The following is a 16,050-nucleotide window of genomic DNA, read 5'->3' as shown; positions in this document are numbered from 1 at the left end:
GGGACGCCTGAATGTTGAAAGCGCGTCCGCGGCTGGGGCGTTTTCGTCCCCGTATTAGCAGGCTCAATGTCCTCGGTGTGGTGGCCCTCGTTTTCGCGACGGTCGCACTCGTGGTCAACAACGTTCCCGATGCGGGCTCCAATCAGATCCTGAACGTCTCCTATGACCCCACCCGCGAGCTGTACGGCGCGATCGACCGGGCGTTCGTCCCGCACTATCGGGCGCAGACCGGTGTCACCTTGGACATCAAAGAATCGCACGGCGGTTCGGGCCGTCAATTGCGAAGTGTTCTCGATGGTAGTCAGAAGGCCAGCGTGGTGTCGCTGGCGTTGATCAGCGACATCCAGACGTTGAGCAAACACGGGCTGATCGCGCCCGACTGGCAACAGCGGCTGCCGCACAATTCGGTGCCCTACACCTCGACCGTCGTCTTCGTTGTACGCAAGGGCAATCCGCGAGGCATTCATGACTGGCCCGATCTGGTCAATTCCGGGGTATCGGTGGTGACGCCGAACCCGCGCAGCTCCGGCAACGGTCAGCTGAGCGTTCTGGCGGCCTGGGGATCGGTGACCACCCGCGGCGGCACCCCGGCCCAGGCTAAGGCCTACGTGAAGTCGCTGCTGTCACACGTGGCGGTATCCGACAGCGGAGCGCGCGGAGCGGCCGACAGTTTCACCCTGGCCAAAATCGGTGACGTCCAATTGACTTGGGAGAACGAGGCGCTGCGCGAGGTCGCGGCCAATTCCGACGATCTCGAGCTCGTTTACCCACCGGTCAGCATTCTGGCCGAGCCGGCGGTGGCGTGGGTCGACGCGAACCTCGCCGAACCCAAGACCGCGACCTATGCCAAGGCTTATCTGGAGTACTTGTTCACCGATGCCGCACAAGAGCAAGCGGCGCAATTCGGCTATCGGCCGTTCAAGCCGGAAATCCTCGCCAAGCACGCCGGCCGGCTGCCTCCGCTCGCGCTCTTCGGAATCGGCGAGATCGCCAAGGACTGGAGCGACGCGCGCGAGCAGTTCTTCGGAACCAACGGAATCCTCGACACGATCTCGGCGCCGCCCGCCGCAGCGTCGGGAACCTAGCGGAAAGACACGATGGGTTTCGCGCTGAATTACGACACGGTCAAAGGCAGGCATGACCTCATTGCCGGCCTCACCGTGGCCGCCATCTCGTTTCCCCAGGCGATGGCGTATGCGCTGATTGCCGGGGTCGATCCCAGGTTCGGCGTGTACTCGGCCATCGTCGTCACGATCGTCGCCTCGATCTTCGGATCGTCCTCGCATCTGATCAACGGGCCGACCAGTGCCATATCGCTGTTGGTCTTCACGGCACTCGCGTTCATCGATTCGGAGAACAGCACCGAGCTGTTCGAAGGCCTGTTCCTGCTTGCTGTGCTGGTGGGCGCTTTTCAGATCGTGATCAGCTTGTTCAAGCTCGGCAACCTGACCCGCTACATTTCCGAGTCGGTCATCATCGGCTTCATGGCGGCCGCGGCGTTTCTGCTGGCCGTGGGACAACTGGGCAACGCGCTGGGCGTGCGCGACAAGGGCAACGGGCACATGCAGGTCTTGCACCGGGTCTGGCTCACCCTGTCGCGTGGCGATCACGTCAACTACCGCGCCGTGGTACTGAGCACGGCCGCAGTGGTGTTGGCTGTTGTGCTACGCAGCCTGGTGCAGCGTTACCGTTGGCCGCAGATCGACATGCTTGCGGTGCTGATCATCACTTCTGTGATCGCCTACCTCGCGGGATGGTCGATTCCCGGGGCCGGCGGCCATACCGCGGTGTCGGTGGCCGCCAAGATCCCACGGAGCCTGCCCACCGCGCACGTCCCCGAAGTGCACACCGAGTGGTTGCCGCACCTGTCGACCGGAGCACTGGCGATTGCGTTCGTCGGCATCATCGAGGCTTTGTCCATCGCCAAAGCCATTGCATACCAAACTCAGCAGAAGATCGATTACAACCGGCAGATCATGGCCGAAGGTCTGGCCAACCTTGCCGGCGGTTTCTTCCAGAGCCTGCCCGGTTCGGGTTCGCTGTCGCGGTCGGCGATCAACTTCCAGTCCGGGGCCAAGACGCGCTTCTCCGGAATCGTCTCGGCCGCAACGGTTGCCGGTGCGCTGCTGTTGTTCGCCCCGCTTTTGCGTTACGTGCCACAGCCCGCACTGGCGGGCCTGCTGCTGGTGACGGCCGTGCGGCTGGTCGACTTCAAGCGCCTGGTCTACACCGTCAAGGCGTCCCGCTACGACGCGGGATTGGTGATCGTCACCGCCTTCACCGGCGTGGCCATCGATCTGGACAAATCAGTGTTGCTCGGTGTGGTGCTGTCGATCCTGCTGTTTGTACCGCGCGCTGCCAAGCTGAAAGCGCGGGAACTCATCGTCACAGCTGAACGGGTGGTCCGCGAGCGACTTTCGGGCGAGCCTGCGGACGAGTTCGTGGTGATCTACGACATGGAAGGCGAGTTGTTCTTCGGCGCCGCACCGGAATTGGATCGCTACCTGTCCGAGATCAGCAAACGGATCGCCGACGACGACATCAAGTTCGCGGTGTTGCGCCTCAAACGGGTGCGCCACCCGGACGTCGTGTGCATCGAGCGCATCGAGCACTTCCTCAGGGAAGAGACCGCACGCGGTGTCACCGTGCTCCTGGCCGGGGTGCGTCCCGACACGCTCGCGGTGCTGAACAACGTGGGATTCCGGAACTGGTTCACCGCAGAGCATGTCTTCCCCGAAGAGGACGAGGATTTCTCCGCGACGCTCAAGGCGGTGCGCTACGCGCACGGCATGCTGGCCGACTGGAAACTGAAGGAACCGTCCCCGACCGCGCCAGAACGCACGAATTTCTACTACCTGGTCTAGCTCCCGGCGCTCACCCGGGCCCGCTCGGTCATCGAGGCGATCACCCCGCCGTCGTTGAGGATGTCGGTGCCGGTCAGGTAGCCCGCCTTGGCACTGGCGCAGAAGGCGAGTAGCTCGGCCATCTCCTCCGGCTTGCCCCACCGCGGGACGGCGGCGTTGGCCACCATCGCCCCGGCCCCGGCCTGTTCCTCGAGCCGGCCCATCTCGGTGTCGATGGAGCCCGGGGAGACCGAGACGATGCGCAATCCGCGCGCGTTGAAACGCTCCGCCTGAGACTGGCTGTACCACTTCACGAAACTCTTGCTCAACGCGTACGCGTAGCCGGATCGAGCTTCCTCGGGTATGGGGTCGCACGCCGCCATCATCGCGTCCCAGAAGGCGCCGCCGTCCTCGAGCGCCGACGAGAACTGGGCCGTCGGAATCATTTCAGCGGGCAGCATGTGGGCCGCCATCGATGCCACATTGACGATCGCAGCCCCTTCGTCTGCTGTGGCATAGAAAGTCTCGTTGACGTTGACGGTGCCGATTGCGTTGGTGCGCATCACGTATTCGGCGGAGCCCATGCTCGGGCTCACGCCCGCGGTATGGATCACGGAGGAGAGGGTGCCGAGGCCGTTTGCGGTGTCGAGCAGTTCGGTGACGGCATCCCGATCTGTCACGTCGCAAATGATCGCGGTAACGGTGACCCCGAGGTCTTGGAGGGTGGCGGCCGCGTCATCGAGCCGGTCCTGCCTGACATCGCAGAGGACCAGCGTGTGGTCGGCGCCGACCATTTTTGCCGTGGCCAGACCCATGCCGCCTGCGCCACCCGTGATCACCGAGACTCGATTCATACTGCGACGTTATACGCAGCCCGTCGAGCCGTGGTCGGGTCCTAGGTTGGGAGCGCCGCTTCCTCTGCCAGGTGGTGCGGATGACCGGAGTGCCGGACGGCCGTTCCGAGAAAAGGCGCCTTCAGCGTGGCCGTCAGGTAGCGGCGGTTGACGACCAGTCCGCCGATCGCGATCGCGGCGTAGACACCGCAGAGCACCAGGCGCTGCGGGGTGGAGGTGAGCGGGAACTGGACGACGAACAACCCCAGCAGCGTCCAGGCGGCAGCACGGCGGAAGCGCAGCGCCAGGATCACCGCGACACCCATCAACGTCTGGCTGGCGGTCAGCAAGACTTCCTCGATCTGGCGGGCGTCGAGCTCCAGGGAGAAGCCGCCGCCGCCCAGCAGGTGGGCCACCGGCAGCGATCCGATCAGCAGCGTCCACTGGTTGACCTTGGACGAGATCAGCGTGGCGATGGCCGCGGTGCCCTTGCCGCGGCTGGCGAAGATCGTCGCGATGATGAATTCGGGCGCCTCGGAGGCCAACGGAGCGAGCCACTGCACCAGCAGGAATCGGTCGATGCCCAGCTCGGTGCCGGCCGAGACCAGATTGTCGGCAAAGGGCTTGGCGCACAGCAGGATCACGGCCCCGGACACTGCGAACAGGCTGACGACGATGACGCGGCGGGCCCGGTCCGAGAGCTCACCGAGAGCGGCGGCGGTACCGACCAGGTCGGGCTCTTCGACGTCGCCGTGGCTGACCTTGTACAGGTAGAAGCCGAACCAGGCGAGCAGGGCCAGCCCCATCGCGAGATGGATCTCGCCGCCGACGGGGATCGCGAACGCGGCCAGTCCGGCGATCAGCAGGAACCCGAGTTCGACGCGATTGGCGGGCTCCAGCGTCAAGCCAGTGCTCTTGCCGATGCCACCCGCCCGGCGCGCCGCGACGACGCTGACCAGCACCACGACCGGCCACCCCAGGCCCATCAACAGCCGATTGGATCCGGTCATATTGGCCGCCGCGTATTGCGTGTATTCCGGGTTGTGACCGGACACAAACGCGTAGTAGAGGTCGACCGCGTATTCGGGCAGCACCGCGACCAGAGCGAGCACCGCGATCGCCAGCCCGCCGGAGACGTCGATCTGAGCGGCCTCGGCGGCCCACGCCAGCAGGAAACTGGCCGAGACCACCGCGGCACCGAAGATCAGCAGGGCGACAACCGGATCCGGATGCAGGCCGACGATCCGGATCACGACCGCGGGAGCAATGAAGATGGCGGTGATCAACGCCGAACGCCAGAGCGTTCGCCGCGGCGAGCGTGCCGCCGCCGTCGGAATCGAGCCGGCGGGCCTGTCAGTGGCGAGCATCGTCGTCCTTCGCTCGGGCTTCATCGCTATCTGGCTCGCGGCCATGGCTTGACCTGCCCGCCAAAGCTACCCTGGATACCCTTATCCAGCAACGTTGTGAGGGCGCCAATCGATGCCGATCGCCTGCCTATATTTGCTGGCTAGAGGCATCAATCTAAATTGTTAGGCTCAACTAACTTCAGATTGTGGCAAACCGATCTAGTGCTCTTGCGGGAACTCCCGGGGCGGTGGGCTAGGTTCGGGGGAGTGTCTGGTGGGTCGGTACGGCAGCCGTGGAACATCAACATCCACTACGACGCATTGCTGGAGTCCGGGGTTCCGCGTGACGCGCGGCGGGTGCTCGACGTCGGATGTGGCGACGGCTTCCTCGCCGCGCGGCTGGCCCGCCGATTCCCTGAGGTCACCGCCTTGGATGTCGACGCTCCCGTGCTGCGCCGCGCCCAGGCTCGGTTCGCCACGGCGCCGGTCCGATGGATGCACGGCGACGTGATGACGGCGGACCTGCCCGGCTTCGATGCGGTGGTGTCCAACGCCGCGCTACATCACCTCGGTGACACCGGTCCGGCGCTGCAACGGCTCGCCGGCCTCCTACGCCCCGGTGGCACGCTGGGCGTGGTCGCGTTCGTCCGGCCGTCGCCGCGAAACGGCATGTGGCACGTGACGTCTTGGGTGGCGTGCGCGTTGGTGAATCGCGTCAAGGGCAAGTGGGAGCACACCGCGCCGATCAAATGGCCGCCGGCGGCAACGCTGCGGCGGCTTCGAGCCGACGCCGGCACGGCGCTGCCCGGGGCAACGGTTCGCCGGCTGCTCTACGGTCGCGTGCTGATTACCTGGGTCAAACCCGTGGGTGGTTAGCGATTCGGCCCCATCGCCGCTGCCGCGGCGGCGGTGAACATTTCGACGGCCTGCTTGCGGGTCAAGGACGCCATCAATTGTGCGGCGGCCTTCATGACGTCACCTGCCAGCAAGGTCGGGCCGTTACCCAGGTTGGCGAAAGCCTCCGCGATGATGTCCTCGACCGAGGCGGCACCCTCGGGCACCTCGTCAGGCGAACCGATGTTGCCGCGGCGGTATTCGAGTTCTCGCAACGCGGGAGTGTTGGTCTTGCCCAGAATGAGGCCCAGGACGTCGACGCCCTTGTCGTGCAACTCGGCCCAGAGCGCTTCGGCGAAAACCATGTCGAACGCCTTCGTCGCGCCGTAGGCGACCATGTTGGGTCCGCCGGCCAATCCCGCGCCGGACCCGAAGATGACGATGCCGCCGCTGCCCCGCTTGACCATCGCCGGGGCGAAATGATGGCACAGCTGCATCGGCACCATGCAGTTTCGGTAGACCATCAGCTCGGCGGCACCGATCGGATTGTCAAGGAACGGTTGGTAATTGGGATCCGCACCGGCGCAGTACACCAAGAAACCGATCTCCAGGTCGCTGGTGGCTTCGGCCACTTTGGCGGCCGCGTCCGGCTCGGCGAGATCGACTGCGAGAGTGCGGGTTTGCGCATCGGTTTCGGATTCGATCTCGGCGGCAACCTGATCGAGCACCGTTTGGCGGCGGGCAAGGAGTACGACGTTGACGCCGCGTTCGGCCAGTCCTGCGGCGAATGCCGCACCCACGCCGTCGGAGGCACCGGCGACCAGCGCCCACGGGCCGTACTTCGAGGCGAATGTCATCAGCGCTCCCTACGGGCCGAACGTCGCGATGCGAACCTGCGTGAAGCGGCGTCGCGCAATGCGCCAGCCGTCGGTGGTGCGGACGATCTCGTCGTCGTAGTAACCCCACGCGTTGACGCCGGATTGGTTGTCGCCGAACATGATTACCGCATCGACGTAAGTGCGGGCCGATGCCTTATCACCATCGAGTGTGACGGCCTGATTGGACAAGCGATGCAGGGTGTGGCCCGCAAGGGCGTGCGTGGTGTCCATGAACTCGGTCACTTCGTCCACGCCGTGCCAGGTGCCGATCTCGCCATAGTCGAGCTCGCAGTCGTCGGTGAACACGGTGCGAAACAGCGGCCAGTCGCGGCGATCGATCCCGGTGGCGTAGCGCACCAATAGATCGCAGATATCCTGACGGTCTTCTCGTTCGGTCACGTCTGCCTCAATTCGGGTCTCCGTCAGCCGACCGCCTCTCAAAACCACAGCGCGCAAAGCGTGCACCCGGTTTCTCGAATAATCGAGTTAATCTGTCGAATGTTCGCTATAATTGTAGGAATCCGGTCACAAAGGAGTCAAGCCATTCGTGGATCCACCTCGGCGCCGACCGCGCGGGTACTCGACGTTGTCGAGTTACTGGCGCGGTCGGCAAACACGCGGATGCGCTTCTCCGACATCGTGCGTGAACTCGGTCTGACGCAGGGCACGGTGCACGCGATCCTCAAGACACTGTGCGATCGCGGCTGGGCGAGCCGCGACCCCGTGGCCAAGACCTTCTCGCTTGGCCCGGCGCTCGCCGTCGTGGGTGCCCGAATGGATACCGCTCGGCCGCTCGCGCACGCCGCGCGTTCGGCGGCGCTGCGACTGTCCCGTGAGGTCGGCTATGCCGGCTCGGTGGTCGAGCGGTTCGGTGACTCGTTGGTAGTCACGGCTTTTGAGGGTGATCCCGCCACCCAGCCCGCGGGAATACCAGGCGACCGCATCCCATACGCGCCGCCGTTCGGCGTCGCATTCGCCGCCTGGGACACCGACGAGGAACAGCGCGCGTGGATCCGCCGCGGCGCGGGCAGCAATGCCGATCGCGTCCAGCGCCTGGAACACGTCTTGGCGCACGCCCGCGAGCGCGGGTTCGACGTCGACTGGACAACACCCGCGTTGGCGCAGGCCGTCCAGGTGGTCGGCACGCTGGACAGTAACGAGATGCCGACCCCGGTGCGCCACATCCTCGATCAGCTGCTTGTCGAGTTCACCACGATCGGCTTCCTGTCCGACGACAACCCCGGTCGCCGCAAACAGCCCGTCGTGACCATCGCCGCACCGGTTTTCGACCGCCGCGGCCACGTCGCCATGATGCTCGCCGTGCACCCGCTGTCTCCGCTGAGCGCGCGACAGATCCAGGTCATCGGCAACAAGCTCACCGCGGAAACCGCGGCGATCAGCGAAGCCCAGCAAAATCCGCCGGTCGTGGACCTCGAGGAGCGCCGCGCCGCGCGCTAGCTCAGGCCGTTTCGTCTCGGCCCGGGACTCCGGCGTCGAACGCGTTGAGCGTCACGGCGACCATCGAGAAACAGCCCACCAGAAATACGATCTCGGCGGCCCCGTGCTCACCAAAGCATCTGACCGCGGCGCGATAAGCGGTCTCGGGCAGGGTGCCGCCGCGGGTGAGAGCGGCGGCCATGTCGTAGGCGACACGTTCGTCGTCGGTCAGATCGACGGGACGTTCGCCGGCGGCGATGGTAGCGATCTTGTCCTCGGGCAGCCCGGCGCGCTCGGCGAAGTACTCATGCCCGTAGATCGCATAGCGAGCCTTGAACTTCGCTACGGTGACCAGGATGACCAGTTGATGGACCCGGCCCGGCAGCCGGCCGTACTCCCACAGGGATCTGTTGAATGCCCAAGCCGGCGAGCCGAATTGGGGATAGTGCAGCCAGCCGTTGAACGGGCCGATCAGCGCCCCCTCGTCGCGATGGGCGATGAGCTCGCCGAAGTCGCTGTCGATCGCGGCTCGCATGTCGGCGTACAGCAGCTGCTGTGCGTCGGTCAAACTGGCGGGCGGCAATGGGGCAAGGCGCACGGTGTTCTCCTCACGCGATCACAGTCACTGAGTCCAGCCAAGTGCCGGCGCGCTTGCGCGTCCACGACTGGGTTGTGATCACTGCTAAGTTCCGCTTTCTACCGCAGGTCAAGCCCGCTTAAGCTCATCTCATGGAGCTGCGGCAGTTGCGCTACTTCGTGGCAGTTGCCGAAGAGTTGCACTTCGGACGTGCAGCCAAACGTATCCACATCTCGGGACCGGCTCTGTCGCAACAGATCATCACGCTGGAGCGAGAGATTGGAGCCGAGCTGTTCGTGCGCGACCGGCGCAGCGTCCGGTTGAGCGAGGCCGGACGCGCCCTGTTGCCGGATGCCCGCAGGATGCTGGCCCTGGCCGATGACGCCAGGCGCCGGGTGCAACGGGCGGCCGCCGACAGCGTTCCGGTGCGGCTGGGCTACGTCAGCTGGCTGCCGGACGACCTCACCGCGGTACTGGGGGCAGCCATATCGTTGCGACTCGACGAGTGGGTGCTGCCGTCGCACGTGCAGGCCGATCGCGTTGCCGAGGGCGCCTTGGATGTCGCGCTGACCTGGGTGACCGCCCAGCAGGCAAGTGAGCGCGGACTCGCGACATATCTGATGCGCGCCGAGCCACTGTTCGCGGTACTGCCCGGCATTAGCTCGGCTGAACCCGTTGCAGCGCAGCAGCTTACAGTTCTCATCGACACCGACGAGTCGGCCTGGTCGTCGTGGAACCGCTTCGCCGGGGAGTTCGCGGACGCAACCGGTGCACGCATCGTCCGCATTGACGACGGCGGTGTCACCGGGGATGCGTACTACGCGCATGTGCGCCGGATTGCCGCGCCGATTCTCGCGTCGCCCAAGCGGCACACCGCGGTGCCGCCGCCAAGTCTGGGGCAGCGCCCGGTCACCGATCCGGTACCTCTTTGGACATGGTCACTCGTGCGTCGCGAGAACGACGACCGGGCCGGGGTCATGCGGGTGGTCGAGGCACTGCTGACAGTGGCGCAGAGAAGCAGCTGGCACACGCCTCCCGCGCAACGATGGTGGATCCCCGCCGACGATCCACACCGCGGCGTGCTCGACGGTTCTGAGCGGCGGTAGGAAGCTGCGCCGAACATACCTAAGCGACTGGTCCTGGACGGCCGATCCTGGCCACGCTTGAGTGAGAGGTAGCAGCGGAAGGACGAAAAGTCATGGCACATCGGTATGTTGTGGACGAACTGGCCGAGTTCGTCGTCGGCGCCACGGCGTCGGACCTGAGTACGCATCCCCGGGAATTGCTCAAACGCAACGTGCTCGACAGCATCGCCTGTGCGATCGGTTCGCTTGGTGGTGAACTGATCCCGTCGATCCGGGAACACGCCGGCCAGTTCAGCGGCAGCGCCTCGGCGACACTCGTCGGTGGCGGTCGCGCCTCGCTGGACCAGGCCGCCTTCTTCAACGCCGTGCTGGTGCGCTATCCCGACCTGCTCGACACGTATCTGACCATGGGCGGTTTATGTCACCCGGCCGACAACTTCGGTGCGGTCCTGGCGGTAGCTGAGCACATCGACGCTACCGGGGCCGACTTCCTGCTCGCCCTTGCGGTCGCTTACGAGGTCCAATGTCGTTTCAGCGCACAGGTTCCCGTGATGGCGCGGGGACTTAACCATGCGCTGCAGCTGGCGATGTCGGTCGCGGCCGGATCGGCGAAGTTGCTGGGGCTGGACGCGCAGCGCACCGCGCACGCCATTGCGGCGGCCACGGCTGACAATGTCTCGCTGGCCGTGGTGCACGCCGAGCCGGTCTCGAACTGGAAAGGAATCTCCCCGGCCATCACCGCCATGCGCGCGGTCTACACGACGATATTGGCCGGCCGTGGGATCACCGGGCCCAAGTCGTTGTTCGAAGGCCCGAACGGTCTCGTCCAACTCTTCGACCAGCCAATCGCTTTCGACACCACCGACCGCGCACTCACGGCGGTCGAACAGACTTATCTCAAGCAGTACTGCGCACTGATCCACGGCCAGGCCGTCATCGACGCGCTGTTGGCGATCCGGGCGGACAACAAACTGCGCGGCGACGACGTCACACGGGTGACGATCGAGGTGTTTCAGACCGCCTACGACCTCGCCGGCGGGGGAGCATACGGTGACAAGGATCATCCGCGGACCAAGGAACAGGCCGACTACAACCTCAAGTACCTCAGTGCCGTCGCACTGCTCGACGGGGGAGTGGGCCCCGAACAGCTTGAGAACGAACGTGTTCTGCGCTGTGACGTGCAGGAGCTGCTGACACGAGTGGATGTCGTCGCTGCGGCCGACCTGACCGCGGACTATCCGCGACGCACCGCGACGCGCGTGCATGTTCACACCCGGGACGGACGGGAATTAAGTCGCGAGGAAAGCGATTACGAGGGATCGCCGACCCGGCCGATGACGTGGCAGCGCGTGGTGGACAAGTTCGGCTGGCTCGCCGAACCGTTCTGCGACGACGCGTTACAGACCGACATCGTCGCCGCCGTCGACCATATCGACGACATCGCCGTCGCCGCACTCACCGAACTGCTCGGCGCGGTGAGTCCGGTAGCGCGACGTCCGCGCAGCCGGCCGCGATTCTGATATCTGCGCGCGCCCTCTTGCGTCGTTTGCTGCCCGCGTTGAATGATCGGCCATGCGCAAAGATCGCGGCATCAACCGCTGGGAGTTGGTCACCTGCGCGCTCGCAGGCCATGTGACGTACGCGCCCGAGGAGCAGGGGCTTGCTGATCGGCTCAGTGGCACGACCGGACTCGGCGAAGTGTGGCGGTGCCTGCGCTGCGGGGAGTTCGTCGTCGGCGAGCCGCATGGTAGGGGCCACGCCGAGGACGCGCCGATGATTATGCGTGGCAAGGCTTTACGGCAGGCAATCATCATTCGTGCCCTCGCGGTCGAGCGCGTGTTCCGGGCAGTGGTGATCGCGCTCGCCGCCTACGCGGTGTGGACTTTCCGCGGCGCACGGGGATCTATCCAGGCCACCCTCGATCGCGACCTGCCGATTTTTCGGGCCGCCGGATTCAGGGTCGACCAAATGACGCTCGTGCACGAGCTGGAAAAGGCGTTGGCCGCCAAACCTTCCACGTTGGCGCTGCTGACCCTGATGCTGACCGGCTACGCCCTGGTCGAGATGCTCGAGGCCGTCGGCCTGTGGTTACTCAAACGCTGGGGCGAATACTTCGCGGTGATCGCCACCTCGGTGTTCTTGCCGTTGGAGATCCATGACTTGGCCAAGGGCATCACGATGACGCGGGTGGTCACCTTCAGCATCAACATCCTGGCAGTGATCTACCTGGTGGTCTCCAAGCGACTGTTCGGCGTGCGCGGCGGTCGCAAGGCCTACGACGAGGAACGACGCGGTGAGCAGCTCCTCGACGTCGAGCGGGCCGCTATGACGACGTGATGCTCACGCCCGGGGGGTGATGAACACGCCCTCGGCTTCTACGGTGACACCGTCCGCATCGGCGATGTGACCGACCGAGAACGTCTTGACCCCTTCGATGCGGTCGATGTGTGCTTCGGCCCGCAGCGGACGGCCGAGCGCCGTGCGGCGCCGGTAACGCAAGGTCAGGGTGCCGGTATAGGCGGGGCGGCCCAACTTGTGCGCCGTCGCCCCCAGCACGTGGTCCAGGATCATGGCGGACACCCCGCCGTGCACGTGCCCCGGCGGGCCCTCATAGGCCGCACCGAGATTGAACTCCGACCACACCAGCCCTTCGGCCTCGTGATGCAGCACCAGCGGCGGGGCGACCGCGTTGCGCAGACCGACCACCGCATTGCCCCACGCGACGGTGTCGCCGTCCTGCGTTGTTTGGACACCGAAGGTCCCCGTCCGCACCGATGCGCTCAATTCGTCTGCGGCCCTGTCGATTTTGGCCTTTGCCGCCGCTACGGTCGCGGCGTCCGCTTCGGTCCGGATGCTGAGATCGACGAGCCGGCGGACCGATTCGGCCAGCGGGCCGTAAATCGATTCGAGCTGGCTGTAGTCAATGCAGAGCATCTCGTCAGACATATAGGCAACCTAACAGTCCGCTGGCGGCGTATCGCCGGCGGATGTGGCAGACTAGACCTGCCCAGCGTTGGGCTTAGGGGATTTCCCTTGTGGCAGCGGCATTTTCGTCGGCGTGAAAGCCAACCGTTATCGTCGGGGCACCACGGCGGGCGTGGAGTCCCGCGTTGCCGCGCCGAAGACCAGATTAGTGCTGGTCACAGGCGTGTTGAGCGGGAATAGCTGCCGTGGAATGTGCGCTACCACACAAGCCGGATTATCACTGCGTTTACCCGCTTGCTGCACACTTGTAAAACAGCTGGGGTGAAATTGACGAGTCGGCTAACTAGGCCGGCGAAGGAGGGGTCGAGAGTGCCTACACTGCAGACCTTGATCAACCAGAGCTCCACCAACCTCGATGTAGTTGCCCCGATCAAAGCCCGCGCCTGCGACGCACTGAATCTTGTGCTGAGGAACAGGTCGCGTGGGCAGGCAGATGGCTCCCGCGTCATGCGCAGGGGCGCGGAGCGCTGCTGACCCGGTCGATAGAATCGCCGACGGTGCCAGAGCCAATGGCCGGCGATTGGAGTTTCGAGTTGCCTCCCAACCCAGCGCGGTGACGGTCGGCGTCATCTGTGCAATCCCGCAAGAATGGGCTTATCTGCGCAGTGTGCTGTCCGGGGCGCGGCGCGAACAGGTCGCACAGGTCACCTTCGACGTCGGCGAACTCGACGCACAGCGGGTGGTGCTGGCCGCAGCCGGCATGGGCAAGGTGAACACCGGTCTGGTGGCGACGTTGCTGGCTGATCGATTTCGTTGCCACACCGTCGTTTTCACCGGTGTCGCGGGCGGACTCGATCCGCTGCTGCACATCGGTGACATCGTTATCGCCGACCGGGTGGTGCAGCATGACTTCGGGGTCATCGAAAACGAGCGACTGGCGCCCTACCAACCGGGGCACGTCCCGTTCATCAACGCGACCGAGCGTTTCGGCTACCCGGTGGAACCCGAACTCTTCGATCGCGTCACACGCCGTCTCGACGGATTCATCCTTCCGGTGCTGTCACCGGCGGCGGGCGGCGCCGGTACGCCGCCGCGGATCAGCTACGGCACCGTCTTGACCGGCGACCAGTACCTGCATTGCGAGTCCACCCGCGACCGGCTGCACGACGAGTTCGGTGGCCTGGCCATCGACATGGAGGGCGGCGCGCTGGCCCAGGTCTGCGAGGCGTTCGGCATCCCCTGGCTGGTGATTCGCGCGCTGTCCGACCTGGCCGGCACCGACTCCGGTGCCGATTTCAACCAGTTCGTGCAGCAGGTCGCGATCAGCTCGGCTCGTGTCCTGCTGCATCTGTTGCCGGCGCTGGAGTGAGCCGGTCGTTCTGCACGGCGCGCTCGCGTTCGCGCCGCCGCGCCCGCGAGGCCCGCAGGTTGGCGACGTTGCCGCAGGTCTTGGCATTGCACCAAACGCCGCTGTTGTTCTTCGAGCGGTCGTAGAAGGTCGACGCGCACGGTTGGTGATGGCAATTCTTGAGGCGCCGCCAGGTGCCGTCGCGTTGGCCCAGCAAGATCTCACCCCATAACGCCGAGGCCAGCCAGCGCCAGCCACTGCCGGCGGGTTCCAGTCGGACATCGCCGGCCTCGGACACCGCATAGGACGCCGAGATCGCGGCCATGCCCGCCCCGGCCGCTGCTTCGCCGCGCACCAGCTGCGCGATCACCTCGCGCAATGCGCGAAGCTTCGGCAGGTCCGTGTCCGTGATGGCAGGCGGGTCGGCGGGCACGCCGCGCAGCTGCGCCCAGGTCCGTACCGCGCCACCCACCCAGTCCCGCGCGAGCGTGGCGTCGTCGAGTAGATCCGGGCTGTCGCGCTTCACGTCGATTGTGTTGAGGAAATCCTGGACCAGGCCGAGGCCGCCGGGTGCCGTCGCGAGTTCGTACCGGTGTGATGCAGACCATGCAGACATAACCAAATGCTACTTGACTATGTCAACGACGGCAACTAACTTGACAGAGACAAAGCCATTTCACCTCAGTCAAGGAGTACGGATCATGGTCAACATCAAGGGGTCGACGGTCGTGGTTACCGGCGGGCAGCGCGGACTCGGCAAGGCCATCGTGGAGGAGTTCCTGCGTCAGGGCGCGGCCAAGGTCTACGCCACCGCTCGCACACCCAAGCCCAGTACCGACCCTCGCGTCGTAAGCGTCGCGCTCGACGTCACCAAGGCGGATTCGGTTGCGGCGCTGGCGATTACCGCCGCCGATGCCGACATCGTGGTCAACAACGCCGGGATCCTCGGTGCGGCGAAGCTGCTGACCAGTGACGTCGACGAAGTCCGCGATGTGTTCGAGACCAACTATTTCGGTGCGCTGCGGGTGGCCCAGGCGTTCGCCCCGATCCTGGCCGAAAACGGCGGCGGAGCGCTGGTGGACATCAGCTCCATCTTGGCCTGGGTGGGCGGCTTCGGTGGCTATGGCGACTCCAAGGCCGCGATCTGGTCGCTGACCAACTCGCTGCGCGTCGAGCTTGAGAAGCAGGGCACCCTGGTCACCTCGGTGCACCTGGCCTACACGGACACCGACATGACGACAGGGTTCGACGTGCCGAAGAACGACCCGCAGGACGTCGCCAGGCAGATTGTCGACGGCATCCGCGACGGTGAGGCCGAGGTGCTGGCTGATGAGTCCAGTCGTCAGGCCAAGGCGGCTCTCGCGGGACCGGCCGAGCTACTGCGCGTCGGCTGATCGTGAACCGCTGTGGGGGTCGGCACGATGCCGGCCCCCATCGCCGTACCCAACGTGTTTGGATTGGCCTATGGCTGATACGGATCCTGAAGGCATTGTCAGCGCCACCCGCGTCATCTCGGCCAGCGCCGAGCGCATCTTCGAACTGATCGCCGAGCCATCCAGCCAGCCCAGCTGGGACGGCAACGACAACCTCGCCTCGGCGGCGCCCGGGCAGCGGGTGCGGGCGGTCGGTGACGTGTTCAAGATGACGCTGACCAACGGTGCCGTGCGGGAGAACCACGTCGTGGAATTCATCGAAGGCACCAAGATCGCTTGGCGCCCAGCCGAACCCGGAAAGCAACCGCCCGGTCACCTGTGGCGCTGGGAGCTCAGCGAGATCAACTCCACGCTGACCAACGTCACCCACACCTACGACTTCACCGCGCTGACCGACCCGACGCGGCTGGAGAAGGCGCGTTCGACGACGTCGGAGATGCTGCGCGACTCAATGGACAAGCTCGCGATGCTCGCGCAACGCCTCGGGTAGGGCGCGGTTTACCCCTCGCGC

Annotated in this window: 18 protein-coding genes; 11 read left to right on the top strand and 7 right to left on the bottom strand. The window is 65.4% G+C overall.

All coding sequences use genetic code 11. From position 1 onward, the window contains the following. The first annotated feature begins 11 nt into the window (after window positions 1-11). Window positions 12-1,085 carry a sulfate ABC transporter substrate-binding protein gene (locus AAHS21_RS04580; protein ID WP_342926480.1) on the top strand — a complete coding sequence of 358 codons (1,074 nt, stop codon included), beginning with the start codon at window positions 12-14 and terminating at the stop codon, window positions 1,083-1,085. 12 nt (window positions 1,086-1,097) lie between these two features. Continuing rightward, window positions 1,098-2,864, top strand: coding sequence for a SulP family inorganic anion transporter (locus AAHS21_RS04575; RefSeq protein WP_342926479.1), 1,767 nt, complete (start codon window positions 1,098-1,100; stop codon window positions 2,862-2,864). Here AAHS21_RS04575 and AAHS21_RS04570 read toward each other — a convergent pair. Continuing rightward, window positions 2,861-3,697 (bottom strand): SDR family oxidoreductase, encoded by an 837-nt coding sequence (locus tag AAHS21_RS04570; protein WP_342926478.1) that lies wholly within the window; start codon window positions 3,695-3,697, stop codon window positions 2,861-2,863. The genes AAHS21_RS04575 and AAHS21_RS04570 overlap by 4 nt on opposite strands. A 41-nt stretch (window positions 3,698-3,738) precedes the next feature. Next, window positions 3,739-4,962 (bottom strand): sodium:proton exchanger, encoded by a 1,224-nt coding sequence (locus tag AAHS21_RS04565; protein WP_342926477.1) that lies wholly within the window; start codon window positions 4,960-4,962, stop codon window positions 3,739-3,741. Between AAHS21_RS04565 and AAHS21_RS04560 the strand changes: the two genes are divergently transcribed. Together AAHS21_RS04560 and AAHS21_RS04555 are read left to right on the top strand one after the other, a co-directional pair. Further along, window positions 4,949-5,095 carry a hypothetical protein gene (locus AAHS21_RS04560; protein WP_342926476.1) on the top strand — a complete coding sequence of 49 codons (147 nt, stop codon included), beginning with the start codon at window positions 4,949-4,951 and terminating at the stop codon, window positions 5,093-5,095. The two genes, AAHS21_RS04565 and AAHS21_RS04560, sit on opposite strands and share 14 nt — an antisense overlap. 194 nt (window positions 5,096-5,289) lie before the next feature. Beyond that, entirely contained in the window at window positions 5,290-5,898 is a 609-nt protein-coding gene (locus tag AAHS21_RS04555; RefSeq protein WP_342926475.1) for a class I SAM-dependent methyltransferase, read from the top strand. Here the strand turns inward: AAHS21_RS04555 and AAHS21_RS04550 are convergent. Beyond that, the gene (locus AAHS21_RS04550) at window positions 5,895-6,713 is read right to left on the bottom strand and encodes an SDR family NAD(P)-dependent oxidoreductase (RefSeq protein WP_342926474.1); all 819 of its coding nucleotides are present in this window, start codon (window positions 6,711-6,713) and stop codon (window positions 5,895-5,897) included. The two genes, AAHS21_RS04555 and AAHS21_RS04550, sit on opposite strands and share 4 nt — an antisense overlap. Window positions 6,714-6,722: 9 nt before the next feature. Beyond that, window positions 6,723-7,133 carry a nuclear transport factor 2 family protein gene (locus AAHS21_RS04545; RefSeq protein ID WP_342926473.1) on the bottom strand — a complete coding sequence of 137 codons (411 nt, stop codon included), beginning with the start codon at window positions 7,131-7,133 and terminating at the stop codon, window positions 6,723-6,725. A gap of 144 nt (window positions 7,134-7,277) precedes the next feature. Here AAHS21_RS04545 and AAHS21_RS04540 point away from each other — a divergent pair, with 144 nt between their 5' ends. After that, window positions 7,278-8,192, top strand: a complete 915-nt coding sequence (locus AAHS21_RS04540; protein WP_342926577.1) for a helix-turn-helix domain-containing protein — start codon at window positions 7,278-7,280, stop codon at window positions 8,190-8,192. A gap of 1 nt (window position 8,193) precedes the next feature. On the opposite strand, the gene AAHS21_RS04535 is transcribed toward AAHS21_RS04540, so the two are convergent. Further along, window positions 8,194-8,769, bottom strand: a complete 576-nt coding sequence (locus AAHS21_RS04535; protein WP_342926472.1) for a 4-carboxymuconolactone decarboxylase — start codon at window positions 8,767-8,769, stop codon at window positions 8,194-8,196. Window positions 8,770-8,900: 131 nt separating this feature from the next. Here AAHS21_RS04535 and AAHS21_RS04530 point away from each other — a divergent pair, with 131 nt between their 5' ends. From AAHS21_RS04530 to AAHS21_RS04520, 3 genes are all read left to right on the top strand, one after another. Then, the gene (locus tag AAHS21_RS04530) at window positions 8,901-9,854 is read left to right on the top strand and encodes a LysR family transcriptional regulator (protein WP_342926471.1); all 954 of its coding nucleotides are present in this window, start codon (window positions 8,901-8,903) and stop codon (window positions 9,852-9,854) included. 110 nt (window positions 9,855-9,964) lie between these two features. Next, window positions 9,965-11,353, top strand: coding sequence for an MmgE/PrpD family protein (locus AAHS21_RS04525; protein WP_342926576.1), 1,389 nt, complete (start codon window positions 9,965-9,967; stop codon window positions 11,351-11,353). Window positions 11,354-11,405: 52 nt separating this feature from the next. Continuing rightward, window positions 11,406-12,170: a DUF2127 domain-containing protein gene (locus AAHS21_RS04520; RefSeq protein WP_342926470.1), complete on the top strand. Its 765-nt coding sequence runs from the start codon at window positions 11,406-11,408 to the stop codon at window positions 12,168-12,170. A 3-nt stretch (window positions 12,171-12,173) separates the two neighbouring features. On the opposite strand, the gene AAHS21_RS04515 is transcribed toward AAHS21_RS04520, so the two are convergent. Then, window positions 12,174-12,779, bottom strand: a complete 606-nt coding sequence (locus AAHS21_RS04515) for a PaaI family thioesterase (RefSeq protein WP_342926469.1) — start codon at window positions 12,777-12,779, stop codon at window positions 12,174-12,176. Between the two features lie 559 nt (window positions 12,780-13,338). Between AAHS21_RS04515 and AAHS21_RS04510 the strand changes: the two genes are divergently transcribed. Then, window positions 13,339-14,127, top strand: coding sequence for a 5'-methylthioadenosine/adenosylhomocysteine nucleosidase (locus AAHS21_RS04510; RefSeq protein WP_342926468.1), 789 nt, complete (start codon window positions 13,339-13,341; stop codon window positions 14,125-14,127). On the opposite strand, the gene AAHS21_RS04505 is transcribed toward AAHS21_RS04510, so the two are convergent. Then, on the bottom strand, window positions 14,081-14,722 hold the full coding sequence (locus AAHS21_RS04505) for a CGNR zinc finger domain-containing protein (protein WP_342926467.1): 642 nt from the start codon (window positions 14,720-14,722) through the stop codon (window positions 14,081-14,083). The two genes, AAHS21_RS04510 and AAHS21_RS04505, sit on opposite strands and share 47 nt — an antisense overlap. Window positions 14,723-14,807: 85 nt before the next feature. Between AAHS21_RS04505 and AAHS21_RS04500 the strand changes: the two genes are divergently transcribed. Together AAHS21_RS04500 and AAHS21_RS04495 are read left to right on the top strand one after the other, a co-directional pair. Beyond that, window positions 14,808-15,500 (top strand): SDR family oxidoreductase, encoded by a 693-nt coding sequence (locus AAHS21_RS04500; protein ID WP_342926466.1) that lies wholly within the window; start codon window positions 14,808-14,810, stop codon window positions 15,498-15,500. Between the two features lie 70 nt (window positions 15,501-15,570). Next, window positions 15,571-16,029 carry an SRPBCC family protein gene (locus AAHS21_RS04495; RefSeq protein ID WP_342926465.1) on the top strand — a complete coding sequence of 153 codons (459 nt, stop codon included), beginning with the start codon at window positions 15,571-15,573 and terminating at the stop codon, window positions 16,027-16,029. The last annotated feature ends 21 nt before the right edge of the window (window positions 16,030-16,050 follow it).

It is taken from the genome of Mycobacterium sp. 050272, from assembly GCF_039023525.1.
GTDB lineage: Bacteria > Actinomycetota > Actinomycetes > Mycobacteriales > Mycobacteriaceae > Mycobacterium.
This window is presented reverse-complemented; position numbering and strand designations above follow the sequence as displayed.

Excerpts from the sequence above, each read along its gene's own strand:
- AAHS21_RS04580 (WP_342926480.1), top strand. The coding sequence starts at position 12 with ATGTTGAAAGCGCGTCCGCGGCTGGGGCGTTTTCGTCCCCGTATTAGC.
- AAHS21_RS04575 (WP_342926479.1), top strand. The coding sequence starts at position 1,098 with ATGGGTTTCGCGCTGAATTACGACACGGTCAAAGGCAGGCATGACCTC.
- AAHS21_RS04570 (WP_342926478.1), bottom strand. The coding sequence starts at position 3,697 with ATGAATCGAGTCTCGGTGATCACGGGTGGCGCAGGCGGCATGGGTCTG.
- AAHS21_RS04560 (WP_342926476.1), top strand. The coding sequence starts at position 4,949 with ATGGCGGTGATCAACGCCGAACGCCAGAGCGTTCGCCGCGGCGAGCGT.
- AAHS21_RS04550 (WP_342926474.1), bottom strand. The coding sequence starts at position 6,713 with ATGACATTCGCCTCGAAGTACGGCCCGTGGGCGCTGGTCGCCGGTGCC.
- AAHS21_RS04530 (WP_342926471.1), top strand. The coding sequence starts at position 8,901 with ATGGAGCTGCGGCAGTTGCGCTACTTCGTGGCAGTTGCCGAAGAGTTG.
- AAHS21_RS04520 (WP_342926470.1), top strand. The coding sequence starts at position 11,406 with ATGCGCAAAGATCGCGGCATCAACCGCTGGGAGTTGGTCACCTGCGCG.
- AAHS21_RS04515 (WP_342926469.1), bottom strand. The coding sequence starts at position 12,779 with ATGTCTGACGAGATGCTCTGCATTGACTACAGCCAGCTCGAATCGATT.
- AAHS21_RS04505 (WP_342926467.1), bottom strand. The coding sequence starts at position 14,722 with ATGTCTGCATGGTCTGCATCACACCGGTACGAACTCGCGACGGCACCC.
- AAHS21_RS04500 (WP_342926466.1), top strand. The coding sequence starts at position 14,808 with ATGGTCAACATCAAGGGGTCGACGGTCGTGGTTACCGGCGGGCAGCGC.
- AAHS21_RS04495 (WP_342926465.1), top strand. The coding sequence starts at position 15,571 with ATGGCTGATACGGATCCTGAAGGCATTGTCAGCGCCACCCGCGTCATC.